Source organism: Micromonospora sp. NPDC049044 (assembly GCF_040649215.1).
In the GTDB taxonomy this organism is placed as follows: domain Bacteria; phylum Actinomycetota; class Actinomycetes; order Mycobacteriales; family Micromonosporaceae; genus Micromonospora.
The window spans coordinates 14,565-36,193 of record NZ_JBEZFA010000011.1 but is presented as its reverse complement, the minus strand read 5'-3'; the positions used below and the strand labels follow the sequence as shown (position 1 = coordinate 36,193).

General features: G+C 72.1%; 22 protein-coding genes and 1 pseudogene. 11 read left to right on the top strand and 12 right to left on the bottom strand.

The window, feature by feature from the left end; translation table 11 throughout:
- Positions 1-2: 2 nt before the first annotated feature.
- Entirely contained in the window at positions 3-746 is a 744-nt protein-coding gene (locus tag AB0B85_RS11530; RefSeq protein ID WP_357406141.1) for a hypothetical protein, read from the bottom strand.
- Entirely contained in the window at positions 743-1,243 is a 501-nt protein-coding gene (locus AB0B85_RS11525) for a SigE family RNA polymerase sigma factor (RefSeq protein ID WP_357406139.1), read from the bottom strand. The genes AB0B85_RS11530 and AB0B85_RS11525 overlap by 4 nt, the downstream gene beginning before the upstream one ends.
- Before the next feature lie 140 nt (positions 1,244-1,383).
- Between AB0B85_RS11525 and AB0B85_RS11520 the strand changes: the two genes are divergently transcribed.
- Positions 1,384-2,220: a DUF3152 domain-containing protein gene (locus AB0B85_RS11520; protein ID WP_357406137.1), complete on the top strand. Its 837-nt coding sequence runs from the start codon at positions 1,384-1,386 to the stop codon at positions 2,218-2,220.
- Between the two features lie 182 nt (positions 2,221-2,402).
- On the top strand, positions 2,403-3,056 hold the full coding sequence (locus tag AB0B85_RS11515; RefSeq protein WP_357406135.1) for a hypothetical protein: 654 nt from the start codon (positions 2,403-2,405) through the stop codon (positions 3,054-3,056).
- Positions 3,057-3,121: 65 nt separating this feature from the next.
- Here the strand turns inward: AB0B85_RS11515 and AB0B85_RS11510 are convergent.
- Positions 3,122-3,379: pseudogene (locus tag AB0B85_RS11510) on the bottom strand (trypsin-like serine protease); the annotation flags it as partial.
- A 53-nt stretch (positions 3,380-3,432) separates the two neighbouring features.
- Positions 3,433-4,380 carry a DUF5937 family protein gene (locus tag AB0B85_RS11505; protein ID WP_357406133.1) on the bottom strand — a complete coding sequence of 316 codons (948 nt, stop codon included), beginning with the start codon at positions 4,378-4,380 and terminating at the stop codon, positions 3,433-3,435.
- Between the two features lie 108 nt (positions 4,381-4,488).
- On the opposite strand from AB0B85_RS11505, the gene AB0B85_RS11500 reads away from it, so the two are divergent.
- Positions 4,489-5,751: an MFS transporter gene (locus AB0B85_RS11500; RefSeq protein ID WP_357406131.1), complete on the top strand. Its 1,263-nt coding sequence runs from the start codon at positions 4,489-4,491 to the stop codon at positions 5,749-5,751.
- Between the two features lie 130 nt (positions 5,752-5,881).
- Positions 5,882-6,445 carry a hypothetical protein gene (locus AB0B85_RS11495; RefSeq protein WP_357406129.1) on the top strand — a complete coding sequence of 188 codons (564 nt, stop codon included), beginning with the start codon at positions 5,882-5,884 and terminating at the stop codon, positions 6,443-6,445.
- A 27-nt stretch (positions 6,446-6,472) separates the two neighbouring features.
- Here AB0B85_RS11495 and AB0B85_RS11490 read toward each other — a convergent pair whose 3' ends face one another.
- From AB0B85_RS11490 to AB0B85_RS11470, 5 genes are all read right to left on the bottom strand, one after another.
- Complete coding sequence (locus AB0B85_RS11490; RefSeq protein WP_357406127.1) at positions 6,473-7,051, bottom strand: dihydrofolate reductase family protein; 579 nt, start codon at positions 7,049-7,051, stop codon at positions 6,473-6,475.
- Positions 7,048-8,250 (bottom strand): RNA polymerase sigma factor, encoded by a 1,203-nt coding sequence (locus AB0B85_RS11485; protein WP_357406125.1) that lies wholly within the window; start codon positions 8,248-8,250, stop codon positions 7,048-7,050. Before AB0B85_RS11485 ends, AB0B85_RS11490 begins: the two co-directional genes overlap by 4 nt.
- A 20-nt stretch (positions 8,251-8,270) precedes the next feature.
- Positions 8,271-8,624 carry a YciI family protein gene (locus AB0B85_RS11480; RefSeq protein ID WP_357406123.1) on the bottom strand — a complete coding sequence of 118 codons (354 nt, stop codon included), beginning with the start codon at positions 8,622-8,624 and terminating at the stop codon, positions 8,271-8,273.
- Positions 8,625-8,746: 122 nt separating this feature from the next.
- The gene (locus AB0B85_RS11475) at positions 8,747-9,136 is read right to left on the bottom strand and encodes a hypothetical protein (protein ID WP_357406121.1); all 390 of its coding nucleotides are present in this window, start codon (positions 9,134-9,136) and stop codon (positions 8,747-8,749) included.
- A 255-nt stretch (positions 9,137-9,391) separates the two neighbouring features.
- Entirely contained in the window at positions 9,392-9,706 is a 315-nt protein-coding gene (locus tag AB0B85_RS11470) for an L-rhamnose mutarotase (protein ID WP_357406119.1), read from the bottom strand.
- 167 nt (positions 9,707-9,873) lie between these two features.
- On the opposite strand from AB0B85_RS11470, the gene AB0B85_RS11465 reads away from it, so the two are divergent.
- The 6 genes from AB0B85_RS11465 (at position 9,874) to AB0B85_RS11440 (ending at position 16,129) form a co-directional block, all read left to right on the top strand.
- On the top strand, positions 9,874-10,554 hold the full coding sequence (locus tag AB0B85_RS11465; RefSeq protein WP_357406117.1) for a response regulator transcription factor: 681 nt from the start codon (positions 9,874-9,876) through the stop codon (positions 10,552-10,554).
- A gap of 12 nt (positions 10,555-10,566) precedes the next feature.
- Positions 10,567-12,036 (top strand): HAMP domain-containing sensor histidine kinase, encoded by a 1,470-nt coding sequence (locus AB0B85_RS11460; RefSeq protein WP_357406115.1) that lies wholly within the window; start codon positions 10,567-10,569, stop codon positions 12,034-12,036.
- The gene (locus AB0B85_RS11455; protein ID WP_357406113.1) at positions 12,033-12,932 is read left to right on the top strand and encodes a Gmad2 immunoglobulin-like domain-containing protein; all 900 of its coding nucleotides are present in this window, start codon (positions 12,033-12,035) and stop codon (positions 12,930-12,932) included. Before AB0B85_RS11460 ends, AB0B85_RS11455 begins: the two co-directional genes overlap by 4 nt.
- 139 nt (positions 12,933-13,071) lie before the next feature.
- Positions 13,072-13,701: a TetR/AcrR family transcriptional regulator gene (locus tag AB0B85_RS11450; RefSeq protein WP_357406111.1), complete on the top strand. Its 630-nt coding sequence runs from the start codon at positions 13,072-13,074 to the stop codon at positions 13,699-13,701.
- Between the two features lie 34 nt (positions 13,702-13,735).
- Entirely contained in the window at positions 13,736-15,229 is a 1,494-nt protein-coding gene (locus AB0B85_RS11445; RefSeq protein ID WP_357406109.1) for a DHA2 family efflux MFS transporter permease subunit, read from the top strand.
- A gap of 108 nt (positions 15,230-15,337) precedes the next feature.
- Positions 15,338-16,129: a maleylpyruvate isomerase family mycothiol-dependent enzyme gene (locus AB0B85_RS11440; protein WP_357406107.1), complete on the top strand. Its 792-nt coding sequence runs from the start codon at positions 15,338-15,340 to the stop codon at positions 16,127-16,129.
- A gap of 42 nt (positions 16,130-16,171) precedes the next feature.
- Here AB0B85_RS11440 and AB0B85_RS11435 read toward each other — a convergent pair whose 3' ends face one another.
- The 3 genes from AB0B85_RS11435 to AB0B85_RS11425 form a co-directional block, all read right to left on the bottom strand.
- Positions 16,172-17,371, bottom strand: a complete 1,200-nt coding sequence (locus tag AB0B85_RS11435; RefSeq protein WP_357406105.1) for an RtcB family protein — start codon at positions 17,369-17,371, stop codon at positions 16,172-16,174.
- A 118-nt stretch (positions 17,372-17,489) separates the two neighbouring features.
- Complete coding sequence (locus tag AB0B85_RS11430) at positions 17,490-17,615, bottom strand: hypothetical protein (RefSeq protein ID WP_357406103.1); 126 nt, start codon at positions 17,613-17,615, stop codon at positions 17,490-17,492.
- A gap of 85 nt (positions 17,616-17,700) precedes the next feature.
- Positions 17,701-19,698 (bottom strand): translation factor GTPase family protein, encoded by a 1,998-nt coding sequence (locus AB0B85_RS11425; RefSeq protein WP_357406101.1) that lies wholly within the window; start codon positions 19,696-19,698, stop codon positions 17,701-17,703.
- A gap of 304 nt (positions 19,699-20,002) precedes the next feature.
- On the opposite strand from AB0B85_RS11425, the gene AB0B85_RS11420 reads away from it, so the two are divergent.
- A complete protein-coding gene (locus AB0B85_RS11420; RefSeq protein ID WP_357406099.1) occupies positions 20,003-21,451 on the top strand; it encodes a glycosyltransferase family 39 protein in 1,449 nt (482 codons plus the stop codon).
- Positions 21,452-21,629 lie beyond the last annotated feature (178 nt).

Genomic DNA, 21,629 nt, shown 5'->3' with positions numbered 1-21,629 from the left:
CGTCAGAGCCGTTGGCCGCGGACGTCGCGGGCGATGATGCCGTCGAGCCGTTCCCCCGGGGTCAACCGGGTCGGCTCGAACCAGAAGATCACCACCTGCTTGTCGAAACTCCAGCGGGCCAGTCGGGCGTCGACCTGCCGGCCACCCACAGTGCCGGTGATCCGATGGGCGGGGCCGACGAAGTAGCCGAAGGTCGGCACCGGCGTGGTCGACGAACTCTCGTCGTAGCCGATCTCGTGGAACCCGGGACTACGGTCGGCTCCCTCGACGTCGTTTATCAGCAGGTCCGTGGTCAGTGCGCCGCCCGGCGCCTGGCGGCCGGCGGCCAGCCCGATCGTCACCTTCGGCGCACGGGGTACGGACACCCCGACGACGTAGTAGACCCGCCGGTCGGTGCCGTACCGCACCCCGGTGTCGATCACCTGACCCAGGGGCTTCGGGGGCGGCTCGTCGCCGGCCACCGTCGGCTCCAGCGGGTCCGGAACCGTCGGTGAGACACCGGCCGACGGCCCAGCGACGGCGGCCGGCGGTGGGCGCTCGGGTGCGGGCGGATCACCCGGCCGGGCGACGACCCCCACCACGACGACGGCGACGAGCGCGGCCGCGAAGGTGCCTGCCCCCGCTCCGAGGATCCGTCGACGGGTGCGTAGCCGCCGGCCCTCGCGCATGACCAGGTCCAGGTCGAGCACGGCCTCGGGGCGCTCGGTGGCCCGCATGGCGTCGCGGAGCCGGTCCCACTCGCTCATCGGCGTGCCGCCCGGTCAGCCGTGCGCGGCGCGGCGCTGCGCAGCTTCTCCAGGGCCCGCGAACTCGTGCTCTTGACAGTGCCCACGGATACGGCGAGTTCCCGAGCCACCTGCGCCTCCGGAAGGTCGAAGTAGTAGCGCAGCACGACGATGGCCCGCTCGCGAGGGCTGAGCGCGCCGAGGATGGTGATCAACCAGCGCCGGGTGGCCACCTCGTCGGCCACGTCGTCGCGCCGCTGCTCCGGCACCTCGTCGGTCGGATACTCCCGCATCGGTCGTCGCCACCCGTCGACCAGGTGGTTGACCAGGGTACGGCGGGCGTACCCGTAGGCGTCGTCGTCGTGTACCCGTGACCAGGACGCATAGGTGCGGACCAGGGCGGTCTGCGCGGCGTCCTCGGCCAGGTGGTGGTCGCCGGTCATGAGGAACGCGGCATGCACCAGTCGCGCGGACGCCGCTCTGGCGAACTCGACGAACTCCGCGTCACCCCGCGCCACCGTCGAACCCTCCCCCCGTGCCACACCGCTAGGGACGGGTGAGGCCCGGAAAAGGTTGAGCCGAAGTCACGTCAACTTTTCGCAGTCATCGCCCGTCTTCTCCTCCGCGCCGCCGCCGATCGGCGCGCGAGGGGAGAGACATGTCGACGAAGGTTACCCGCCGGTGGCGTACCGCCTCAGCGGCGATACTGATGGTGGTGGCGCTGCCCACCGGCTGTGGACAGCCGGCCGCCGGGCAATCGGGCACCGCTCCCGTCGCCGTCGAGCCGAGCACCAGCGGGCCGGCCCCGCTCACCGCCTCCGGTCGGCCGGCCGGAGTCGCCGGTGTTCCGCCCGGCTCCGCGCCGGCCGTCGAGGTCACCTACCCCGCCACCGGCGGCAACCGCTGGACGACGGCACCCGCCGAGGCGGCATCCACGGGCGCGACAGGCGGTCGGTTGCTGCGCTACCGGGTCGCCGTGGAACGCGACATCCGCGGTCTGCCGGTGCGCGACACCGCGACGGCCATCTCCACGACGTTGAACGATCCGCGCGGGTGGACGGCGGGCGGGAGGTGGCGGCTGCGCCGGGTGGGTCCCGACGAGCCGACCGACTTCACCATCTACCTGGCCACCCCCGGCACCCGCGACACCCTCTGCCAGGACCAGCCGGAGGGCTACACGTCGTGCCGCAACGGCGCCCGGGTCGTGCTCAACGTGGCGCGCTGGGTCAAGGGGGTGCCCCGGTACGGCGCGAGCCTGACCACCTATCGGGAGTACATGGTCAACCACGAGGTCGGGCACAAACTCGGGTTCGGTCACGAACGATGCCCCGGCCGGGGTCGGCCGGCACCGGTGATGCAGCAACAGACGCTGGGCCTGCACGGTTGCACCGCGCACGCCTGGCCGTACCCACAGGGCACGGTCCGCTACAGCGGGCCGGTCGGGGCGTACGACGACGACATCCCGAGGCGCGAGGGCGCGTACCCGGCGCGGTGAGGCGGCCACGCTCCCGGGCGAGCCGATCCGGTTCGTGGACCGCGTTGGGCTGGTCGGCAGCCGGCCTCGGGGGCCGGCCCGGTGCGGCGGCGGATGAGCAGCGGTGCCAGCATCGGGAGGGCAGCCGGCCGCGCCCTGCTCGCCTACGATGCCAGGAACGCAGCGGGCAACGAGAGGGCGGCATGGTCGATTTCGCGCCGGAGTTGCGCATGCGTCGAAACCTGCTGCGGGTGCTCGGCACGCTGCGACCGATCAAGGCCGGTTATCGGATGCGGCCGATGACTGTCAGCGGGGTCCTCGGCCTGATGGTCGCCGGGGTCCTGGCCCTCCTCGTGACCGCGCCGCTGGCTACGGTGGCGGCGTGGCTGCCGTTCGTCGCTGTGCCCGCCGTGGTGGTGGCTGCCCCCCTGCTGTTGCTGATGGCGAATATCGGCGCGGGCGCCTGGTACGCCTGCGGCGCCGGGCTCCCGATGCTGTCGGTCACCGACGGGGAGGTCCGCGGCCGACTACGCGGAGTGTGGGCCGACGAACTGACCGACGCCGACCCCGATGACCCGGCCTGGTGGGACCTGCGGCTGCCGGCCCGTGCGCTCAGCGGCGTTCGTGTGGAGCGCGACAGCCCCTTCGGCCCGCTCCTCATCCTCGACCTGCCACCCGCGGCAGCGCAGGCGCTGACAGCGCACTCTGACACGCAGAAGCTGGCCGAACACTGGCGCAGCAGCGTCGACAGCCCCGCCGCGTGGCAGATCGGCCTCTTCGAGGGGCGGTTTCGCCGCGAGCGCCGTCTCCGGGAATTCCTGAAGGCCCTCGCCGCCGCAGGTGGCCCGGTCCTCTAGAACACGCGCCGCGGGCGGAGGTCGCCGATCGCGCGTCCTCCGCCCGCAGAGTCAGTCCAAGGTGGTCAGACCGGTAGGCCGCCGACCTGGGAGTTGATCCAGGACCGGATGGACGGCAGGTCGACGTAGATGGACGGGCCGGTGGCGCAGGTGGAGTTGTTGTTGCCGGCCCGGCTGGTGGCGCCGATCAGGTTCCACACTCCGTTGACCCGACGCACCTGCGGCCCGCCCGAGTCGCCGTAGCAGGCGCCGGAGTTGCCGTTTGTGTTGTTGGTGCAGATCTCGTACGGGCCGTTGATGCCGGAGCACCGGCTGTCGGCCACCGCGTCATACCGCCGAGGCGGGCCAGCGCCGTGGCAGGTCGTTCCGACAGGTCTCAGGTGACGGTCGTACCGTCGGCGGCGATAAGCGCCTCGGCTGCGGTGGTGCGGGCGTAGAGCACGAAGCGTCCGACCCGGTGGGTGCCGACCAGGCCGGCGTCACGCAGCGCGCCGAGGTGCTGGGACACGGTGCCCGCGCTGAGCCGGCACCGCTCGGCCAGTTCCAGGGTTGAGGTCGGTACGGCCAACTCGTGCAGCAGCGCCGCGCGGGTCCGACCCAGCACCCGGTCGAGCGCGTGCCCGTGCGGTTTCCGGTCCCGTTCCCAGAGCGTCGCCACCGCCCGCGCCGGAAAGCGCAGCACCGGTTGCCCAGGAGAGCCGAAGTTCGACCACACCCGGCGGCCGATGAACACCGACGGCACCAGCAGCAGGCCTCGCCCGTCGAGTCGCACCGTGCCACTGTGGGTGAGGTGCTGCACCGACAGCGTGTCGGCCTCCAGCCGGACAAAGGGATCGAGGTGGTTGAGCAGACCATGGACCCCGTCGGTGGCCATGCGCTGCGCACCGAGGAGCACCTCCCGCTCCAGCAGGGTGCGCATCCGCGGCCAGTAGGGTGCGATGACCGCGTCGACGTACGCCCGGATGGCCTCGGCCAGCCGCGCCAGGTGACCCGGCGGATCGGCGTAGAGCGCCGCCAGACGTGACGACCGGGGTCCGGACAGTGCGTCGAGGCTGGCCCGCACCGCGTCGGCAGGGGTGGCGACGAGGGCCGCCAACTCGATGTCGAGGGTGGGCTGTGAGGTGGCCGGCGGCGGGCAGACGAAGGTCGGGATGATCAGCGTCGGGATCTGCACCAGGTCGGCGAAGAGCTGCCACCGTACGCCCGCCAAGCGCGGCTGGGCCCGCTCGTACCAGGCCAGATGCTCGGGAAACTGACGCGGTCGCTTGATGATCCGCACGCTCGCCACAGCCTCCCAGAGCGGTGACACAGCGAATCGGGTCATCGCCAGGTCCCGTGCGTTCAGACCGACAAGCATCATTCGCGCCCCCGACGGATTCGGCGAGAGTCAAATCTATCGGTGCGAAGCACCGCTGCTGGCACCGTGGGCGGCATGACCACCGCCTCGACGACGACCGGATCGAAGGACCAGACCAACCGCTGGCCGCTACCCTTCCGACTGCTCTACACCGCCGCCCTCATCGATGGTGTCGGCTTCCACATCGGCCAGTTGGCCGTGCCGGTGTTGGCGGTGGCCCTGCTGTCGGCGAGCCCCGGCGAGGTGGGGCTGCTCGGCGCACTGAGCACCGCCGCGTTCCTGCTGATCGGCCTGCCCGCCGGAGTCTGGGTCGACCGGCTGCCACGCCGTGCCGTCCTGGTCAGCGCCGATCTCACCCGGGCGGCGCTTGTCGCATCCGTGCCGGTGGCCTGGTGGGCCGGGTGGCTGACCATCGGTCAGCTGTACGTGGTGGTACTGCTGACCGGAGTCGGCACCGTCTTCGCCGACGTCGCCGCGCAGAGCTATCTGCCGGAGGTGGTCGGCAGGAGCCGGCTGGTGGCGGCGAACGCGCTGATGATGAGCACCAATGCGACAATGCAGATCGCCGGTCGAGGGCTGGGCGGGATCGTCGTACAGGCGCTCACGGCGCCGGTCGCGATAGTGCTGGACGCGGCGACCTTCGTGCTGTCCGGTGTGATTCTGGGCCGAATCCGTGTCGAAGCACCCCGCCGACGTCCGGCTCGGGACCCGGGCGGCTTCGTCAAGCAGCTCCGCACGGGCGTCCGGCACGTGACCGGCAACCCCCTGCTCCGCCCGCTAGCCCTCTCGACCGCGAGCATCAACCTGACCATGCAGCTGACCACCACCCTGCTGCCTGTGGTGTTCCTGCGCGAGTTGGGGCTGGGCGCCGCCACCCTCGGCCTGTTCCTCGGCGTGGGCGGGATCGGTGCCCTGCTCGGCGCGGTGACCGCACGCCCGCTCGCCGAACGGATAGGTCATGGTCGCGCGCTCTGGCTGCCCGGGTTGCTCGTTGCGCCGCTCGGCGGGTTGGTCCCGCTGATCGACACCGGGCCGTTGCTCTGGGTGGCGGCGACCGGTTGGCTGGCGTTGGCCTGGCGGACGGGAGTAGCCAACGTGATCGGGGTCAGCCTCCGCCAGGGCGCCACCCCGGACGCGTTGCTCGGGCGGATGAACGCCACCTTCCGGTTCCTGCTCACCGGGGCGCTCACCATCGGCGCGGTATTCGCCGGAACGCTCGGACAGTACGCGGGCGTCCGCACCGCGCTGGTGGTCGGCGCGGTCACGAACGCGGTGACCTGGCTTCCGGTGTTCTGCTCCCCGCTGCGCAGGCTTGAAAGGCCGCCCACTGTCGACTGAACCCCGGCCACTGTTACCGAGCGGTTACGCCACGGCGAAGTGCCGGTGCCGAGGCAGGACGACGGTGGCGGCAGAGGGCCACCGGCAGCGCCGCCGCCACGTGGTCCCGACTCTCGATTGGAGAACCACGATGAGGATCAGAAGCGCCCTGACAGCACTGGTGGTCGTCCTCGCCGGGCTGGTCGTCGGCGCGGGCAGCAGCACCGCGGCCGGCACCACGACCGGGTCGGCGTCCTGCGACATCACCTGGGGCAGCGGGGAGAAGTCGGCGGGCGCGCTCAGCGACGCCCCGCTGGTCGACGTCCGCACCGGCCAGCACGACTGCTACGACCGGGTGGTGTTCGAGTTCGCCGGCCCGGTCGACGGCTACGCGATCGGCTACGGCGAGACGTGGACCGAGGGCGAAGGGTTGGCGCTGTCGCCGTACACCGCCGGAGGCGCGCTGCTGCGGGTCTCCCTGCGCGCACCCGCGTACGACGACGCCCACCAGGGCACCGTCCCGTACGCGGTCGGTGCGCACGTCGCGAACCTGCTGCGCTACCAGACAGCGCGTGACGTCGTCTTCGGCGGCAGTTTCGAGGGGTACAGCACCTTCGCGGTCGGCGTACGGGCGCGGTTGCCGTTCCGCGCGTTCGTCCTCAGCGGTCCCGGCGCGCACAGCCGGATCGTGCTCGACGTGGCCCACCAGTGGTGATCGGACCCTGACGGTTGCCGGGACGGCTCAGACATGCGGGGTGGGGCGGTAGACGAGTTCCTGGGACCGAGAGTCGAGGATGCGGCTGTCGACCAGCTCCAGGTCGAAGTCGGCCGCCCCCGAGAAGATCGGCTCCGTCCCGGTCTGACCGGTGATCACCGGGAAGATCGTCACCTGGATGAAATCGACCAGACCGGCGGCCATCAGCGCCCGGTTCATCGACAGGCTGCCGTGCGATCGCAGCGGCACGTCGGACTCCTCCTTGAGCCGGGCGACGACGTCCACGGCATCACCGGGCACGACCGTCGCGTCCGGCCAGTCGAGGGGGCCGCGCAGGGTGTTCGACACGACAGTCGCCGGCAGGCTCCTCATCCGGGTCACCCAGGCGTCGCGCACCTCGGATTCCTCGGTGCTGGCCGCCAGCAGCTGCGCGAACACCCGGTACGTGCGGGCCCCGATGACCATGCGCTGCTCCTCGTCGTAGACGGCCAGGCGGTGCGCGAGCAGCTCGGGACCCTGTTTGCCCCAGTACCCGCCCCAGTTGCCGCTTGTGGTGCCGAAGCCGTCGAGGCTGGAGAAGACGTCGACGGTGTAGGTGGCGGTCATGATGTGCTCCGTTCACGGGGACTCAGTGCGGTACGACGGGTCTGCAGGTAGGCCCGCTCGGTCTCGTTGGTGGCCAGCGCCACGGCCTGGTCGTAGGCGGCTCGCGCCTCGTCGTCGCGTCCGAGCCGGGCGAGCAACTCGGCCCGGGTGGCGGGCAGCCGGTGGTAACCCGGGAGGTCGACACCCTCCAACTCGGCGAGGGCCACCGCCGGCCCGTACACCTCGGCGACGGCGACGGCACGGTTGAGCGCGACGACCGGCGTTGGCGCGATCACGAGGAGCTGGTCGTACAGTGCCAGGACCTGTGGCCAGTCGGTGGCGGCGCCGTCGGTGTGCACGGCGCCGATCGCGGCCTGGATCTGGTACGGGCCGGGCCGGTTGCGCCGCAGGCACCGCCGGACCAGGTCGTGCCCCTCGGCGATGAGTGCCCGGTTCCACAGTGACCGGTCCTGGTCGGCCAGCAGCACCAGTTCGCCGGACGGGCCGAGCCGGGCCGGACGACGTGCTTCGGTCAGCAGCAACAGGGCCAGCAGGCCCAGCACTTCGGGCTCGTCGGGCATCAACGCGGCGAGCTCCCGGGCGAGCCGGACCGCCTCGGCGCACAGTTCCGTTCTGATCAACGGCCCGGCGGTGGACGCGTAGCCCTCGTTGAACATCAGGTAGAGCACGGTGAGCACCGGCGGCAGCCGGTCCGGCAGCTCGTGTTCGGCGGGCACCCGGTACGGGATGTTGGCGTCCCGGATCTTCTTCTTCGCGCGCACGATCCGCTGCGCGACTGTCGACTCCTGAATCAGGTAGGCCCGGGCGATCTCGGGTACGTCGAGACCGCCGAGCAGGCGAAGCGTGAGGGCGGTCCGCGCCTCCGGGCCGAGCGCCGGGTGGCAGCAGGTGAAGATGAGTCGCAACTGGTCGTCCTTCACCGGTCCCACCTCTCGGGGCTCGTCCTGGTGGTGCAGCAGCAGAGCCTGGGCGTGCCGGGCCTCGCGGGTCGACTCCCGGCGGAGCCGGTCGACGGCCCGGTTGCGGGCGGTGGTCACGATCCAGGCACCCGGGTTGGGTGGCGGGGTCTGCCACTTCTGCAGCGCCGTGGTGAAGGCGTCCTGGACCGCCTCCTCGGCGAGGTTGATGTCACCGAGGACGCGGGCCAGGGTGGCGACGCAGCGGCCGTACTCCGCGCGGTAGATGCTCGCCAGGTCCATGTCGGGTGATCGACTCCTGTTCAGGCCTGGGACAGGTCGTCGAAGGGGCGTACCTCGACCGGGCCGCAGGCCGCCGCGCACTTCTCGGCCCAGGCGAGCGCCTGGTCCAGGTCCTCGCATTTGATGACCCAGAACCCGGCGATGTGCTCCTTCGTCTCGGCGAACGGCCCATCGCTCATGGTGGTGGCGCCGTTCTCGACCCGGACGACGGTGGCGCTGTCCGGCGAGACGAGCCCTCCGCCGAAGACCCAGGCGCCCGCGGCCTGCATCTCGTCGTTGATCCGGCCGGTTTCCGCGAACATGGTCTGCATCTCCTCGTCGGACGGGGCCGGCGCGCCCTCGACGAAGTGCACGGACAGCAGGTATTGCTTCATGACGGTCATCGTGCCCTCCAGCGGGTCTGCGGCCCGCCGCGCTGGCGGGCTCTCACCAGGGCTACGAATGGAACCGATCCCGATCGACAGGCCCGCGCCTATTCTGCCGAAGAAATTCGCGGTCAGTAGGGGCGGTAGACGAACAACGCCCAGAGAAGGGGAACGGCGGCCACCGGCGCCACGCTCAGGGCGCCGATGCGCACCCAGGGCGGCAGGCTGGCTCTGAGGGCCAGGACGATGGCCGCCGTGCCGTAGCCGCCCGCCAGCAACGCGGTCGGGAGCAACGCCAACGGCTCGGGTCCGCACTCCGACGGATCCTGCACGAATGGGGGCCGGCACGGCTCGGACGGAGCCATGGCCGTGACGAGCGCCAGCCCCGACATGCACATGATCAGCAGTAGCGGGACCGCCAACAACACGAGTGCGACAGTTACCCCGGCGCCGCCACGGTGCTGCGGCGTCGTCGCGTGCTCGCGCCTGTCGGCACCGCCCCTGTTACCACCGTCGGTCACCGTCGCCCCCGCGATGCCTGGGTGATCCGTTGTTCCACCGGACCCCGTGGATCCAACCTCGACACTCGCATCGTAGTGCGATACATCCACCACCGACAGTGAGCATGGACAGCGAGATCGACCGCGTGGCGCGCAGCCGGAGCAAGCCGCGTCCCTCGCCCCGTCGATCATGGAGTTGTGGTGGGCGACAAACCCGGCGAACACCGCGGCATCGGGCACCACAACTCCATGATCGACGCGGTCGAGCATCCCGGGTCAGGCCTCGTCGGTCAGGTGCCAGACCTCGCGCATCGGGGCCCACCAGTTCCCCGAGCCGGGCTCGGCGATCGACTCCTGACACGGGTCGGTCAGCTTCCACCACTCCTGCGTCTGCGGGTCGGCGGCGATCAACCTCTGGTCGGCCTCGTAGTCGTCGCCGACGTACTCGTAGTAGCCGAACAGCAGGTCGTCGTGCAGGAAGATGGTGTAGTTGCGGAAGTTCGCCTCGCGCAGCGTCTTCTCGACGCTCGGCCAGACGGCGGCGTGCAGCCGCAGGTAGGTCTCCCGCTGCTCGGGGCGGAGTCGGATCACGCAGCCATGACGTTTCACGTCGTGCCCTTTCGTGTGAGCTTGGTCCAGGGGTGCCGAAGGCACCTGACCGTAGCTGTTGGACGGCGCCGCACCGGGGGCCAGCCGGCCACCGATGTCGACCGTTCCGCCAGGACTACGCACCGTGGCCCCGGGTCTACCCTCGGATGATGGAGGGCCGCGTCCTGGTGGTCGAGGACGACTTCTCGATCCGGGAGGTCGCCGCCCTCGGACTGCGCCGCGCCGGCTTCCGGGTCGACACGGCCGTCGACGGGCGGCAGGCCCTGGCGACCTTCCGCGCTCGCCCGGTCGACCTCATCGTGCTCGACATCATGCTCCCGGGCCTGGACGGTCTCGAGGTCTGCCGGGAGATCCGGCGGACCAGCCAGGTGCCGATCCTGATGCTGACCGCGCGCACCGACACCATCGACGTGGTGGTCGGGCTGGAGTGCGGCGCGGACGACTACCTGCGCAAACCCTTCGACCTGCCCGAGCTGGTGGCCCGGGTCCGCTCGGTGCTGCGCCGGGTGAGCGTGCCGCCCCCGTCGACAGTCATCGAGGTCGGCAGCCTGGAGATCGACCCCGACGGTTTCGTGGTGCGCCGGCACGGCCGGGAGGTGACGCTCACCGCCACCGAGTTCCGCCTGTTGCTGGAGCTGGCCCGCCGACCCGGCCAGGTCTTCACCCGGGAGCTGCTGCTGGACCTGGTCTGGAACCACGACTTCCTCGGCGACTCCCGACTTGTCGACGTGGCGGTACAGCGGCTCCGCGCGAAGATCGAGGACGACCCGGCGCAGCCACGGCTGATCCGGACCGTACGCAGCGCCGGCTACAAACTGTCGACGGCCTGACGGGGGTGGGCGATGGCCGGACGCGCGGTGCTCTCCGGCCGCCTGCGGCGCCGGCTGACGATCGCGTTCGTCCTGGTCGCCGGCGTCTCAGCCGGTCTGCTCGCCGGCGGGACCGGGCTGCTGCTGCGGCAGTCCTGGTTGGACGCCTCGCTGCACGAGGCCGCCGCCGACGCCCGCTACCAGCTCGTGCTCGCTGGTCAGTTCCTGCCGCTGACCGAGCAGCGCAGCACCGAACTGCTCACCAGCTTCGAGGCCAGCGGTCGGCACGTGCTGCTCGTCGACGGCCCGGCCCGTGCCTCGCACCCCGCGTACGACCCGGTGCTGGGCACCCGGTTGCGGGCCGTCGTCGCGGACGGGCGGCTCGGTTACCAGCGCTCCGCGCCGACGGAACGTCCTCGGCTGCTGGTGGTCGGCGGGCGCATTCCGGGCTCGACCGCCGAGCTGTACGTGCTGACCGTGGAGGACGACGTCGCCACCGACCTGGGTCAGCTGCGCACCGCGCTGGTGGCCGGCTGGGTGCTCGTGGTGGTGCTCGCCGCCGGGGTGGGTCACGCGTTGGCCCGCCGCACGTTGGAGCCGGTGGGCCGGGCCAGCCGGGCCGCCCGAGCGCTCACCGAGGGGTTGCTCACCACCCGTCTGCCGGTACGCGGGCACGACGAGTTCAGCGTCTGGGCGGCGACGTTCAACGAGATGGCCGAGGCCCTGGAGTCGAAGATCGCGGCGCTGTCCGCCGCGCAGGCCCGCGAGCGGCGGTTCACCGCCGACGTCGCACATGAGCTGCGTACCCCGGTGACCGCGTTGGTGGCCGCGGCGTCGCTGCTGCGCGAGCACCTCGACCGGTTGCCCGACGACGCCCGGCCGGCGGCGCGGCTGCTTGTCGACGACGTGGTCCGGCTGCGCCGGCTGGTCGAGGACCTGATGGAGATCTCCCGGCTGGACGCCGGGCGGGAGCAGTTGACCGTCGGGCCCGTCGACGCGGTGGCGCTGCTGCACGGCATCGTCGCGGCGCGCGGCTGGTCGACGCGGGTGCGGGTCACCGGTGACCCGGTCACGGTGCGCACCGACGGGCGTCGGCTGGAGCGCGTGCTGGCCAACCTGGTAGCCAACGCGGTGGAGCACGGCGGTGGCGAGATCACGGCGCGGGTGGCCGGCGCGGGCGACCTTGTCGTCTTCGAGGTCACCGACCAGGGCCCCGGCATCCCGGCCGAGCATCTTCCCCGCGTGTTCGACAGGTTTCACCAGGTCGACCCGGCGCGCTCCGCGCCGGGCAGTGGGCTCGGGCTGGCCATCGCGCGGGAGCACACCAACCTGCTCGGCGGCGCGCTCGGCGTGCGCAGCGAACCGGGCGAGGGCACCCGGTTCCGGCTGGAGCTGCCCGCCGACGGTCCCGTCGGCGCGCAGCCAGGGGTGCCGCGCCCGGACGACCGTGCCGACCCGGGGCGGGTCGGGCGTACCGCCGGCACGGCGGGCGGTGTGGGATGAGCGGCTGCGGTGCGGTGCGGCTGGGCGTACCGGTGCTCGTCGCGACGCTCCTGCTCGCCGGCTGCGGCACTCCCCGCTCCGGTGACCTCGGCCCGGCGCCCACCGCGTCGCCGCCGAGCGCCGCGCCCACCTACCGTCCGGCACCCGCCCCGACCCCGACAGTGGGGCCGAGACCACCACCCACCCAGCGGACACCGGGCCCATCGAAGGCGGCGTCCACCGGCACGCGCCGGGCCGAGGTGGTGACCATCGAGCTGTGGTACGTCCGCGCCGGGCTACTCGTGCCGACCCGGCGCACCCGGCCGGCCACTGTCGCGACGTCCCGGCTGGCGCTCAACGAACTGGCCGACGGGCCGACGGCGGCGGAGGCCGCCACCGGGATGAGCACCCTGCTTCCGGCCGGCGTCGAGGTGACGCGCATCGCCGACGGCGTGGCGACGCTGCGGGTGCCGCCCGGTGGCGACGCGGTCACCCGGCGGCTGCGCGAGGCGCAGGTGGTGTGGACGCTTACCCAGTTCCCCAGCGTGCGTCAGGTCCGCCTCGACGGCGCGGCCCCGGTCGATCGGACGGCCTACGCGGACCTGCTGCCACCGATCGTGGTCGTAGGTCCGATTCCCGGCGAGCGCGTCTCCGCCCCGCTCGTCGTCACCGGCACCGCCGACGTGTTCGAGGCCACGGTGAGCGTGCGCGTGCTTGACGCCGCCGGCCGGGAGCTGGCCGCCGGTTTCGGCACTGCCAGTTGCGGCAGCGGCTGCCGGGGTGGCTACCGGGTCGTGGTCGGCTGGCACACCGCCCGGGAGCAGCGGGGCACTGTCGAGGTGTACGAGGTGTCCGCCCACGACGGCACCCGGATCAACACGATGGCCGTGCCGGTGCTCCTCGCGCCCGGCGGCTGAGCACCGAGTTCACCCGCCGGACCCTCGCCCGAAACGCAATCGTTTCCATGACTCGGTGCGACGCAACTCACGAAAACCTGCACCTTCACCATTTCAGAACTACTGTCGGTACGACATCGTTTCGCGGGGGGGGCACAGGATGCTTGGTGGTCAGCAGGTAGGAGCGGGTGCCGGGGTGCCGGCCGCCCGGGTCCCCCGCTGCACCGACAGCGACCTGTTCGGCGTGGTCATCGACCTGCTGGGCGAGATGGGCTTCGACCGGATGACAATCGACGCCGTCGCCGCCCGCGCCCACGTCAGCAAGGCCACCATCTACCGACGCTGGGACGGCAAGGCGGAGCTCGTCGTCGCCGCCCTGCGCGATCGGCACGTCGGTGTGCACAACCCGCCCGACACCGGCAGCCTGCGCGGTGACCTGATCGAGCTGCTGCGGGCCACGGCCGCCATCTGCGTGGCCGACTGCGACCTGATGCAGGCGCTGACCTTCGCCATGCGGACCAACCCCGAGCTGGAACGTCTGGTCCGTCACCAGGTGCTGCCGGCCGGGCGGGTGGCCAGCACCGCCATCCTGGTCCGCGCCGCCGCCCGTGGGGAGATCCCTCCCGAGGCCGGCGAACGGGAGTTGTTCCACGACCTCGCGCCGGCCCTCACCATGTCCCGCCTCGTCGCGCACGGCCTGCCCGCCGACGACGCGTTCCTCATCCAGGTCGTCGACCAGGTGCTGATCCCGGTACTCCGCTACCAGCCCGACCGCCCGACCCAGGCCTGATCCCACCGACATCCGCAACACGGAAGGCTTCACCATGCCCGGAACCACCTCGACCGCACCTGGCGCACCCGGCGCCGGGACGTCGACAAGCGCGCCGCACCCGCGGCGCTGGATCGCGCTTGCGGTCATCGCGGTGTCACAGCTGATGGTCGTCCTGGACGCCACAATCGTGAACATCGCACTGCCGCAGGCACAGGCTGACCTGGGCATCACGGACGCGAACCGACAGTGGGTGATCACCGCCTACACGCTGGCCTTCGGCGGGTTGCTGCTGCTCGGCGGCCGGATCGCCGACTACTGGGGCCGCAAGCGCACGTTCATCGTCGGCATGGTCGGCTTCGCGCTGGCGTCCGCGCTGGGCGGCCTGGCCACCACCGGTGGGATGCTCTTCGCCGCCCGCGCGTTGCAGGGCGCCTTCGGTGCGCTGCTTGCCCCGGCCGCGTTGGCGCTGCTCACCGTGCTGTTCACCGAGGCCACCGAGCGGGCCAAGGCCTTCGCCGTGTACGGCGCGATCGCCGGCGGCGGCTCGGCTGTCGGTCTGCTGCTCGGCGGGGTGCTCACCGAGTACGCCGACTGGCGCTGGTGCCTGTTGGTGAACATCCCGGTCGCCGCCATCGCCATCGCGTTCGCGCTTCCGCTGGTGCCGGAGAGCCGGGCACACGGCAACACCCGCTACGACGTGCCCGGCGCGATCGTGGTGACCGCCGGCCTGGTCTCCCTGGTGTACGGCTTCACCAAGGCCGCCGAGGACGGCTGGGACGCCACCGCGACGCTCGGTTTCATCGCCGCGGGCGTGGTGCTGCTCGCCGCCTTCGTGGTGATCGAGCTGCGCTCCAGCCACCCGCTGCTGCCGCTGCGGATCCTGCTGGACCGTAACCGGGGTGGGGCGTTCCTCACCTCGACGCTGATCGGCGCCGGCCTGTTCGGGGCGTTCCTGTTCCTGACCTTCTACTTCCAGGTGGTACTGCAGTACAAGCCCCTGGAAGCCGGTCTCGCGTCGCTGCCGGTCACCGCCGGTGTGCTGATCGCCGCGGGTGGCGCCAGCCAGCTGATGCCGCGACTGGGTGCCAAGCCGCTGATGGTCGCCGGTGCCGCGCTCGCCGCCCTGGGCATGCTGGTGCTCACCCAGATCGACGCGGACACCTCGTTCCTCACCCACCTGCTGCCCGCCCAGGTGATCCTGGGCCTGGGGCTGGGCTTCACCTTCGTCCCGCTGTCCAGCCTCGCCCTGGTCGGGGTGCCGGAGCACGACGCCGGCGCGGCAAGCGCGACGCTCAACGCCACCCAGCAGATCGGTGGCTCGCTGGGCACCGCGCTGCTGAACACCTTCTACACCAGCGCGGTCGCCGCCTACCTGGTCGGCCGGGCACCGAACCCGGTCACCCAGGTCGAGGCGCTGGTGCACGGTTACCGGGTGGCCTTCGCCTGGGGTGCGGCGCTGATCGTGCTCGCCGGCCTGGCCACAGTGGTCCTGGTCAAGGTGCGCAAGGAGGACGTACCGACCGGCACCACAGTGCACATGGGCTGAGCTGACCGGCGTGGCCGCCGGCCGGACCCTCCGAGCGTGGAGTGGACCGGTCGGCGGACACGTCGGGTAGCGTCCCGACAAACGTCGAGAATCCGGTTAAGGAGATCCATGTCGACCCCTGCTGACCACGTCATCACGGCTCTGCGCGCGGGCCACGAGGAGCTCGCCGCGCTCGTGCGGGACCTCAAGGACGACGACCTGCTCCGGCCGTCGGGGGCCAGCGAGTGGCAGGTGTCCCAGGTGCTGAGCCACCTCGGCAGCGGCGCCGAGATCAACCTGGCGACGCTGGACGCCGCCCGCACCGGCAAGCCCGGCCCGGACGGGGACTTCAACCGCGGCGTCTGGGCGCGCTGGGACGCGATGCCCCCGGCCGAGCACGCCGCCGGGTTCCTCGCCGCCAACCAGCGGCTGGTCGAGGCGTACGAGTCGCTGGACGCCGAGACCCGGGCCACGCTGCGGATCGATCTCGGCTTCCTGCCGGAGCCGGTCGACGTGGCCACCGCGGCCCGGTTCCGGCTCAGCGAGTTCGCCCTGCACCAGTGGGACACCGAGGTGGCGTTCAACCCGTTCGCGGCGGTCACGCCGGACGCGGTGACGCTGCTGCTCGACCAGGTCGGCGGCATGCTGGGCTGGACCAGCCGCCCGCAGGAGCTGGGCGGGCGGGAGGCGACCCTGCTGGTCCGGCTGCACGCGCCCGATCGGACGTTCGGGCTGCGGCTGGGCGAGAAGGTCGAGGTCGTCGACGCGCCGGAGCGTCCCGACGGGGAGCTGGCGGCCCCGGCCGAGGCGTGGCTGCGGCTGGCCACCGGACGGTTGGGCCGCGAACACACCCCCGAAGGGGTGGAGGTGACCGGCCCGGTCAGCCTCGACGACCTGCGCCGGGTCTTCGTCGGCTTCTGAGACGCCTGCCGCGCGGGTCGGTGACCCGACCCGCGCGGCTGCTCAACCCTTCACGCAAACCACCTGCTTGAGGTGCGCCACCACCTCGACCAGGTCCTCCTGCTGGGACATCACCTCGGTGATGTCCTTGTACGCGCCGGGGATCTCGTCGACCACCCCGGCGTCCTTACGGCATTCCACCCCGGCGGTCTGGGTGGCCAGGTCCGCCGTGCTGAACGTCCGCTTCGCCTGCGCCCGCGACATCCGCCGCCCGGCCCCGTGCGAGGCCGAGCAGTACGCGTCCGGATTACCCCGACCCCGCACGATGTACGACCCGGTGCCCATCGACCCGGGGATGATGCCCAGGTCGCCCCGGCCGGCCCGGATCGCGCCCTTGCGGGTGACAAGCACCTCCACCCCGTCGTAGCTCTCCTCGGAGACGTAGTTGTGGTGGCAGCTGATCGGCTCGTCGTAGGAGACCTGCGGGAAGTGCTCGCGCACCACACCGCAGAGCAGGGCCACCATGACGGCCCGGTTGCGCCGGGCGTACTCCTGCGCCCACCACAGGTCCCGCCGGTACGCGTCCATCTCCGGCGTGCCCGCGAGGAACACGGCCAGGTCCCGGTCGGGCAGGTCGGCGTTGTGCGGGAGACGCCGGGCCACAGCGATGTGCCGTTCGGCCAGCTCCTTGCCGATGTTGCGGGACCCGGAGTGCAGCATCAGCCAGACCCGGCCCTCGTCGGCGCCGCCCTGCTCCAGGCAGACCTCGATGAAGTGGTTGCCGCCGCCGAGGGTGCCGAGCTGCCGCTGCGCCCGGGTCTCCAGCTGCGCCACCCGGCGGTCCAGCCCGGCGAACCGGCCCCAGAAGTCGTCCCAGCCGCGCTGCTCCAGGCCCCGGATCCGACGCGGGTCGACGGCCCGGTCCCGCTGTGCGAAGCCGACCGGGATGGTGGCCTCGATCGCGGAGCGCAGCCCGGCCAGGTCGTCCGGCAGGTCAGCGGCGGTCAGCGAGGTACGAACCGCCGACATGCCGCAGCCGATGTCGACGCCGACCGCCGCCGGTGAGACGGCCTGCCGCATCGCGATCACCGAACCGACGGTGGCGCCCTTGCCGAAGTGCACGTCGGGCATGACGGCGACGCCCTGCACCCAGGGCAGCGCGCCGATGTTGCGCAGTTGCTTGGCGGCCTGCGGCTCGATGGCGTACGGGTCGGTCCAGACCCGGACGGGTGCCCGGGTACCGGCCAGCGGGGTGAATCCCACTGTGGTCTCCTTCTGTCGTGCGATGACCGCAAGGTGGTGTCCGGCGGCGGTACGGGGATACGAAACGGCCGCCCGATCCCGGTGGGATGGGCGGCCGGCGGACGCGTCAGCGCCCGCGTCAGTCGCGCCACCCCGGCTCGTTGCACCGCAACGGTTGATAGGCACAGGTCGTGGTGGTGCCGAGCAGCGCCGCGCCGGCAGCGGGCAGCCACCGCGCGGCAGCGGTGCGGGTGCGTCGTGGCACGGCGTACTCCCTTCGGGGTGTGCTCGGTCGACCTTGTGCCGCCGAGAGTAGGAGGACCGCGGCGTGTCCGCAATGGATATCGCCGTTACCGGCCGCCGACCCGGCGGGCGACCGCGAGCAGGTACTCCTTGCGATCCAGCGGGTTGCTGTCCCACCGGGCCCGGACCGGGGCGGGGCCGCGCACCGGCCGGTAGTTGTCGAACTCGGTCTCCAACACGCCCTCGCCCCGGGTCAGCGCGGGCAGGCGACGCTCCAACGTGTGCACCAGGGCCGCCGGAATCTCGCCCGAGACCAGGTACGACGTTCCCCGCACCTCGGTGTCGGTCGGCACCGCGTCCAGTCGGGTGAGCGCCGGCAGCAGCGTGCCGAGGACGTCACCTGGCACCTCCAGCCGGAAGCGGTGCACCGGCTCGTGGACCCGCGTGCCGGCCCGGGTGAGCGCGGCCATCAACACCAGTGGGGTCAGGTTACGGAAATCCCCTGCGGTGCTGGACATGCTCTTGTCGAAGCTGCCGTGCGAATGGCTCTGCCGCGCCCAGTAGCCGGCGTGGGTCATCGTCACCTCGCAGTCCGGAACCTCCCACCCGTGCGGACCCTGGCGCAGGGTCCGTCGCACGGACTCCTCCACGGCGGCGAAGAAGGCGGGTGGCATCGAACCCAGCTCGACGCCGAGTCGGAAACGCACACCGGCGCCGGTCGGCGCTGGCGCGATCCGCAACCCGACGGTGGCCAGGAAGGGGTTGGGCGCCACCGCGATCACCTCGACCGCCGCACCGACGCCGCACACCCGCTCCACGTGCACCGTTGTGGTTTCCCGGAACGTCACCCGCACGCCGAAGTCGTCAGCGAGGGTGGCCTGGATGACCTCCTTCTGCACCTCGCCGTAGAGCGACACGCTGATCTCGTGCTGCCTGTCGTTCTGCCGCAGGTTGATCAGCGGGTCCTGTTCGGCGAGCTGGGTCAACGCCGCGTGGAGGTTGACCCGGTCGACGGGGCGCTCCGGCACCACCACCGTCTCCAGCGTGGGTGGCGGGAAGTGGCGGTCCGCGCCGGCACGTTCCGGGGGTACGCCGACCGGGTCGCCGATCCGCGCGTGCGTCAGACCCCACAGTCGGGCGATGTGGCCGGCACCGACCGACGACGCCACCACGTCGGCCCCCAGGGTGGCCACCCGTATCGCCGTGACAAGCGCGGCGTCGGCCGTACCGACGCGGACCCGGTCGCGGACCCGGAGGGTGCCGGCGAAGAGCCGGACCAGGGCGATCCGCTCCCCCGCCGGGCCCCGTTCGATGGCGAACACGGTGCCGGAGACCGGGGCGTCGACGTCACCCTGAACGGTCGGCAGCAGTTCGGTGATCCCGGCGATCAGCGCGTCCACGCCGGCGCCGGTGATCGCCGAGCCGGCGTACACGGGCTGCACCAGTGCCCCGCCGGTCCACGTCGCCAACGCCCGGCGCAGGCGCGGGTACGGCACCGACGACGTGTCCGCCACCCAGTCGGCGAGCAGCGCGTCGTCCGGCCCGGCGAGCACGTCGAGCAGCCGTTCGGTGAAGGCCGCGTCGGCGGGGCCGTACGGCGAGCAGTGGGCGGCCCGAGTCCCCGGCATCGCCACCGAGCCCATCGCCACCGCGGCCGGGGTGAGCTTCTCCGCGATGGCCCGTACGACCCGATCGGGGTCCGCCCCGGCCCGGTCGACCTTGTTGACGAAGATCAGCGTCGGGATGCGCAGCCGGCGCAGGGTGCGCATCAGCACCCGGGTCTGCGGCTGTATCCCCTCCACCGCGGAGATCACCAGCACCGCGCCGTCGAGCACCCCGAGCACCCGCTCGACCTCGGCGATGAAGTCCGGGTGGCCGGGGGTGTCGATCAGGTTGACTGTCACGTCGTCACGCACGAAGGAGACGACGGCCGAGCGGATGGTGATCCCGCGTCGCCGCTCCAGAGCCAGGGAATCGGTGCGGGTGCTGCCCGCGTCGACACTGCCGAGCTGGTCGGTCACGCCGACAGCGTGCAACAGGCGTTCGGTCAGGCTGGTCTTACCGGCATCGACGTGGGCCAGGATGCCGAGGTTCAGGGTTTTCACGCAGCGTCAGGTCCTTCAGGTAGGCGACAGGTCCCCTCTGGTCGGACATCGACGCAGCGCGCATTGGTGCTCCCTTGGGCTTGGTGGCGGTCTCCGGTAGTCCAACAGGCCGGCGCGGACCGGGCAACCGATTTGCCCGGCACTCCCGTTCACCTGCTGTCCGACTCCGCGACGTCGTGTGCTCACCTGACGCGGCTAGGTTCGCGCGGACACTTCCGGCCCCTGTTCAGGGAGAACCACGATCACCGCCACCTGGCCGTCGCACCACGCCGGCACCGTCGTCGCCGCAGCGAACCCATCCCGGGTGGACGCGGATCGGGAGACGAGCGACACCCGGCCCGGCTGGGCGGTGGCGAGTTGGGTGATCCCCGCGCTTGTCGCGCTGCTGCTGGGCCGGTGGCGCCTGACCGGTCCGGCGCTCTGGGCCGACGAGCTGGCCACCTGGGGCGCGGTCCGGTTGAGTTGGTCGCAACTGTGGCAACTCGCCGGTTCGGTGGACGCGGTGCTGACCCCCTACTACGCCCTGATGAAGGGGTACGTCACGGTGGCCGGCACCTCCACTGCCGCGTTGCGGCTGCCCTCGGTCGCCGCCTGCACCGTCGCCACGGTGGTGGTGAGCGCGCTCGGGCGTCGACTCGGCGGCGCCGGGACCGGTCTGCTGGCCGGGCTGCTCTTCGCAATCCTGCCTGTCACGTCGCGCTACGCCCAGGAGGCCCGGTCCTACGCGCTGGTGATCCTCGGTGCCGCAGTCGCCCTGTGGTACCTGATCCGGCTGCTGGCCGAGCCCACGCGCGGTCACCTCGCCGGGTACGCCACCGCCGTCGGCGTGGTGGGGTCGCTGCATCCGCTCAATGGTCTCCTGATGCTCGCGGGTCACACCGTCGCGGTCGGCTGGTGCCAGCTTTCCCGCCGGGCCGAGGGCCGGCAGGTTCTGCGCGGGTGGTCGGCGGCGGCCGGCATCGGCCTACTGCCGGCGCTCGCGCTGTCGATCTGGGGACGGGGACAGACCGCCCAGGTGTCCTGGATCGCGCTCGTCGACCTGAGTGCCCTCCAGGCGTTCCCGGAACGGCTCTTCCACTCCGCGGCCGTCGGTGGGCTCGTCCTCGTCCTCGCGGTTCTGGGCGTGCGCCGCGACCCGGCGTACGTCTGCCTGGCCGGCGCGGCGTTCGTGCCGATGGCGCTGCTGTTGCTCGCCGGCACCCAGGTGCACGTCTGGGTGGCCCGCTACGCGCTGGTCGTGCTGCCGGCGCTGGCCGTCCTCGCGGCGTCGGCAGTGGTCCGCGCCGGGCGGTCGCCGGCCATCGCCGCGGTCGGCCTCGCGGCCGTCCTGGCCTTTCCCGCACAGGTCGCCATTCGCGCCCACGCCGGCCACAGCCAGGACTCGTACCGCATCGCATCGGTCATCGGTCCCCGCTACCAACCGGGCGATGTCGTGGTGTTTCCGGACAGCCACCCGAGCATCCCCTGGTCACCGCGGGACATCTACGAGCGCTACCTGCCCGTCCCCCGCCCCCCGGACGTGCTGCGCGTCGCCCCGCAGCGCAGCGACGGCAGGTTCCTGGCCACCGAGTGTCCGAACGCCACCTGCCTGGGCACCCCGCCGCGCATCTGGGTCGTCGGGGCCGACCCCTCGGCCGACCCCCTTGACGACATGACGCCCGGCAAGCGGCAGCGGATCAGCGCCGGCTACCGGGAGACGCAGCGGTGGCGGTACCCGCTGCTGAGCATCACCCTCCTGGAGCGCACGAGGTGAGAGCCGGCGAGTCGGCAGCACCACCGCGCCGCGCGCGCACGGGGGACCGGGACCGGTCGGCTTCGGCTCCGCCACCACCGGCCGGTGCCGAGGTGACGGAGCCGAAGGACCGACCTCCGGTCGTGCCGGCCGATGAGGCGGGGCGGCAGACCGGCTGCTCCGATCGGGTCGGGGCGAT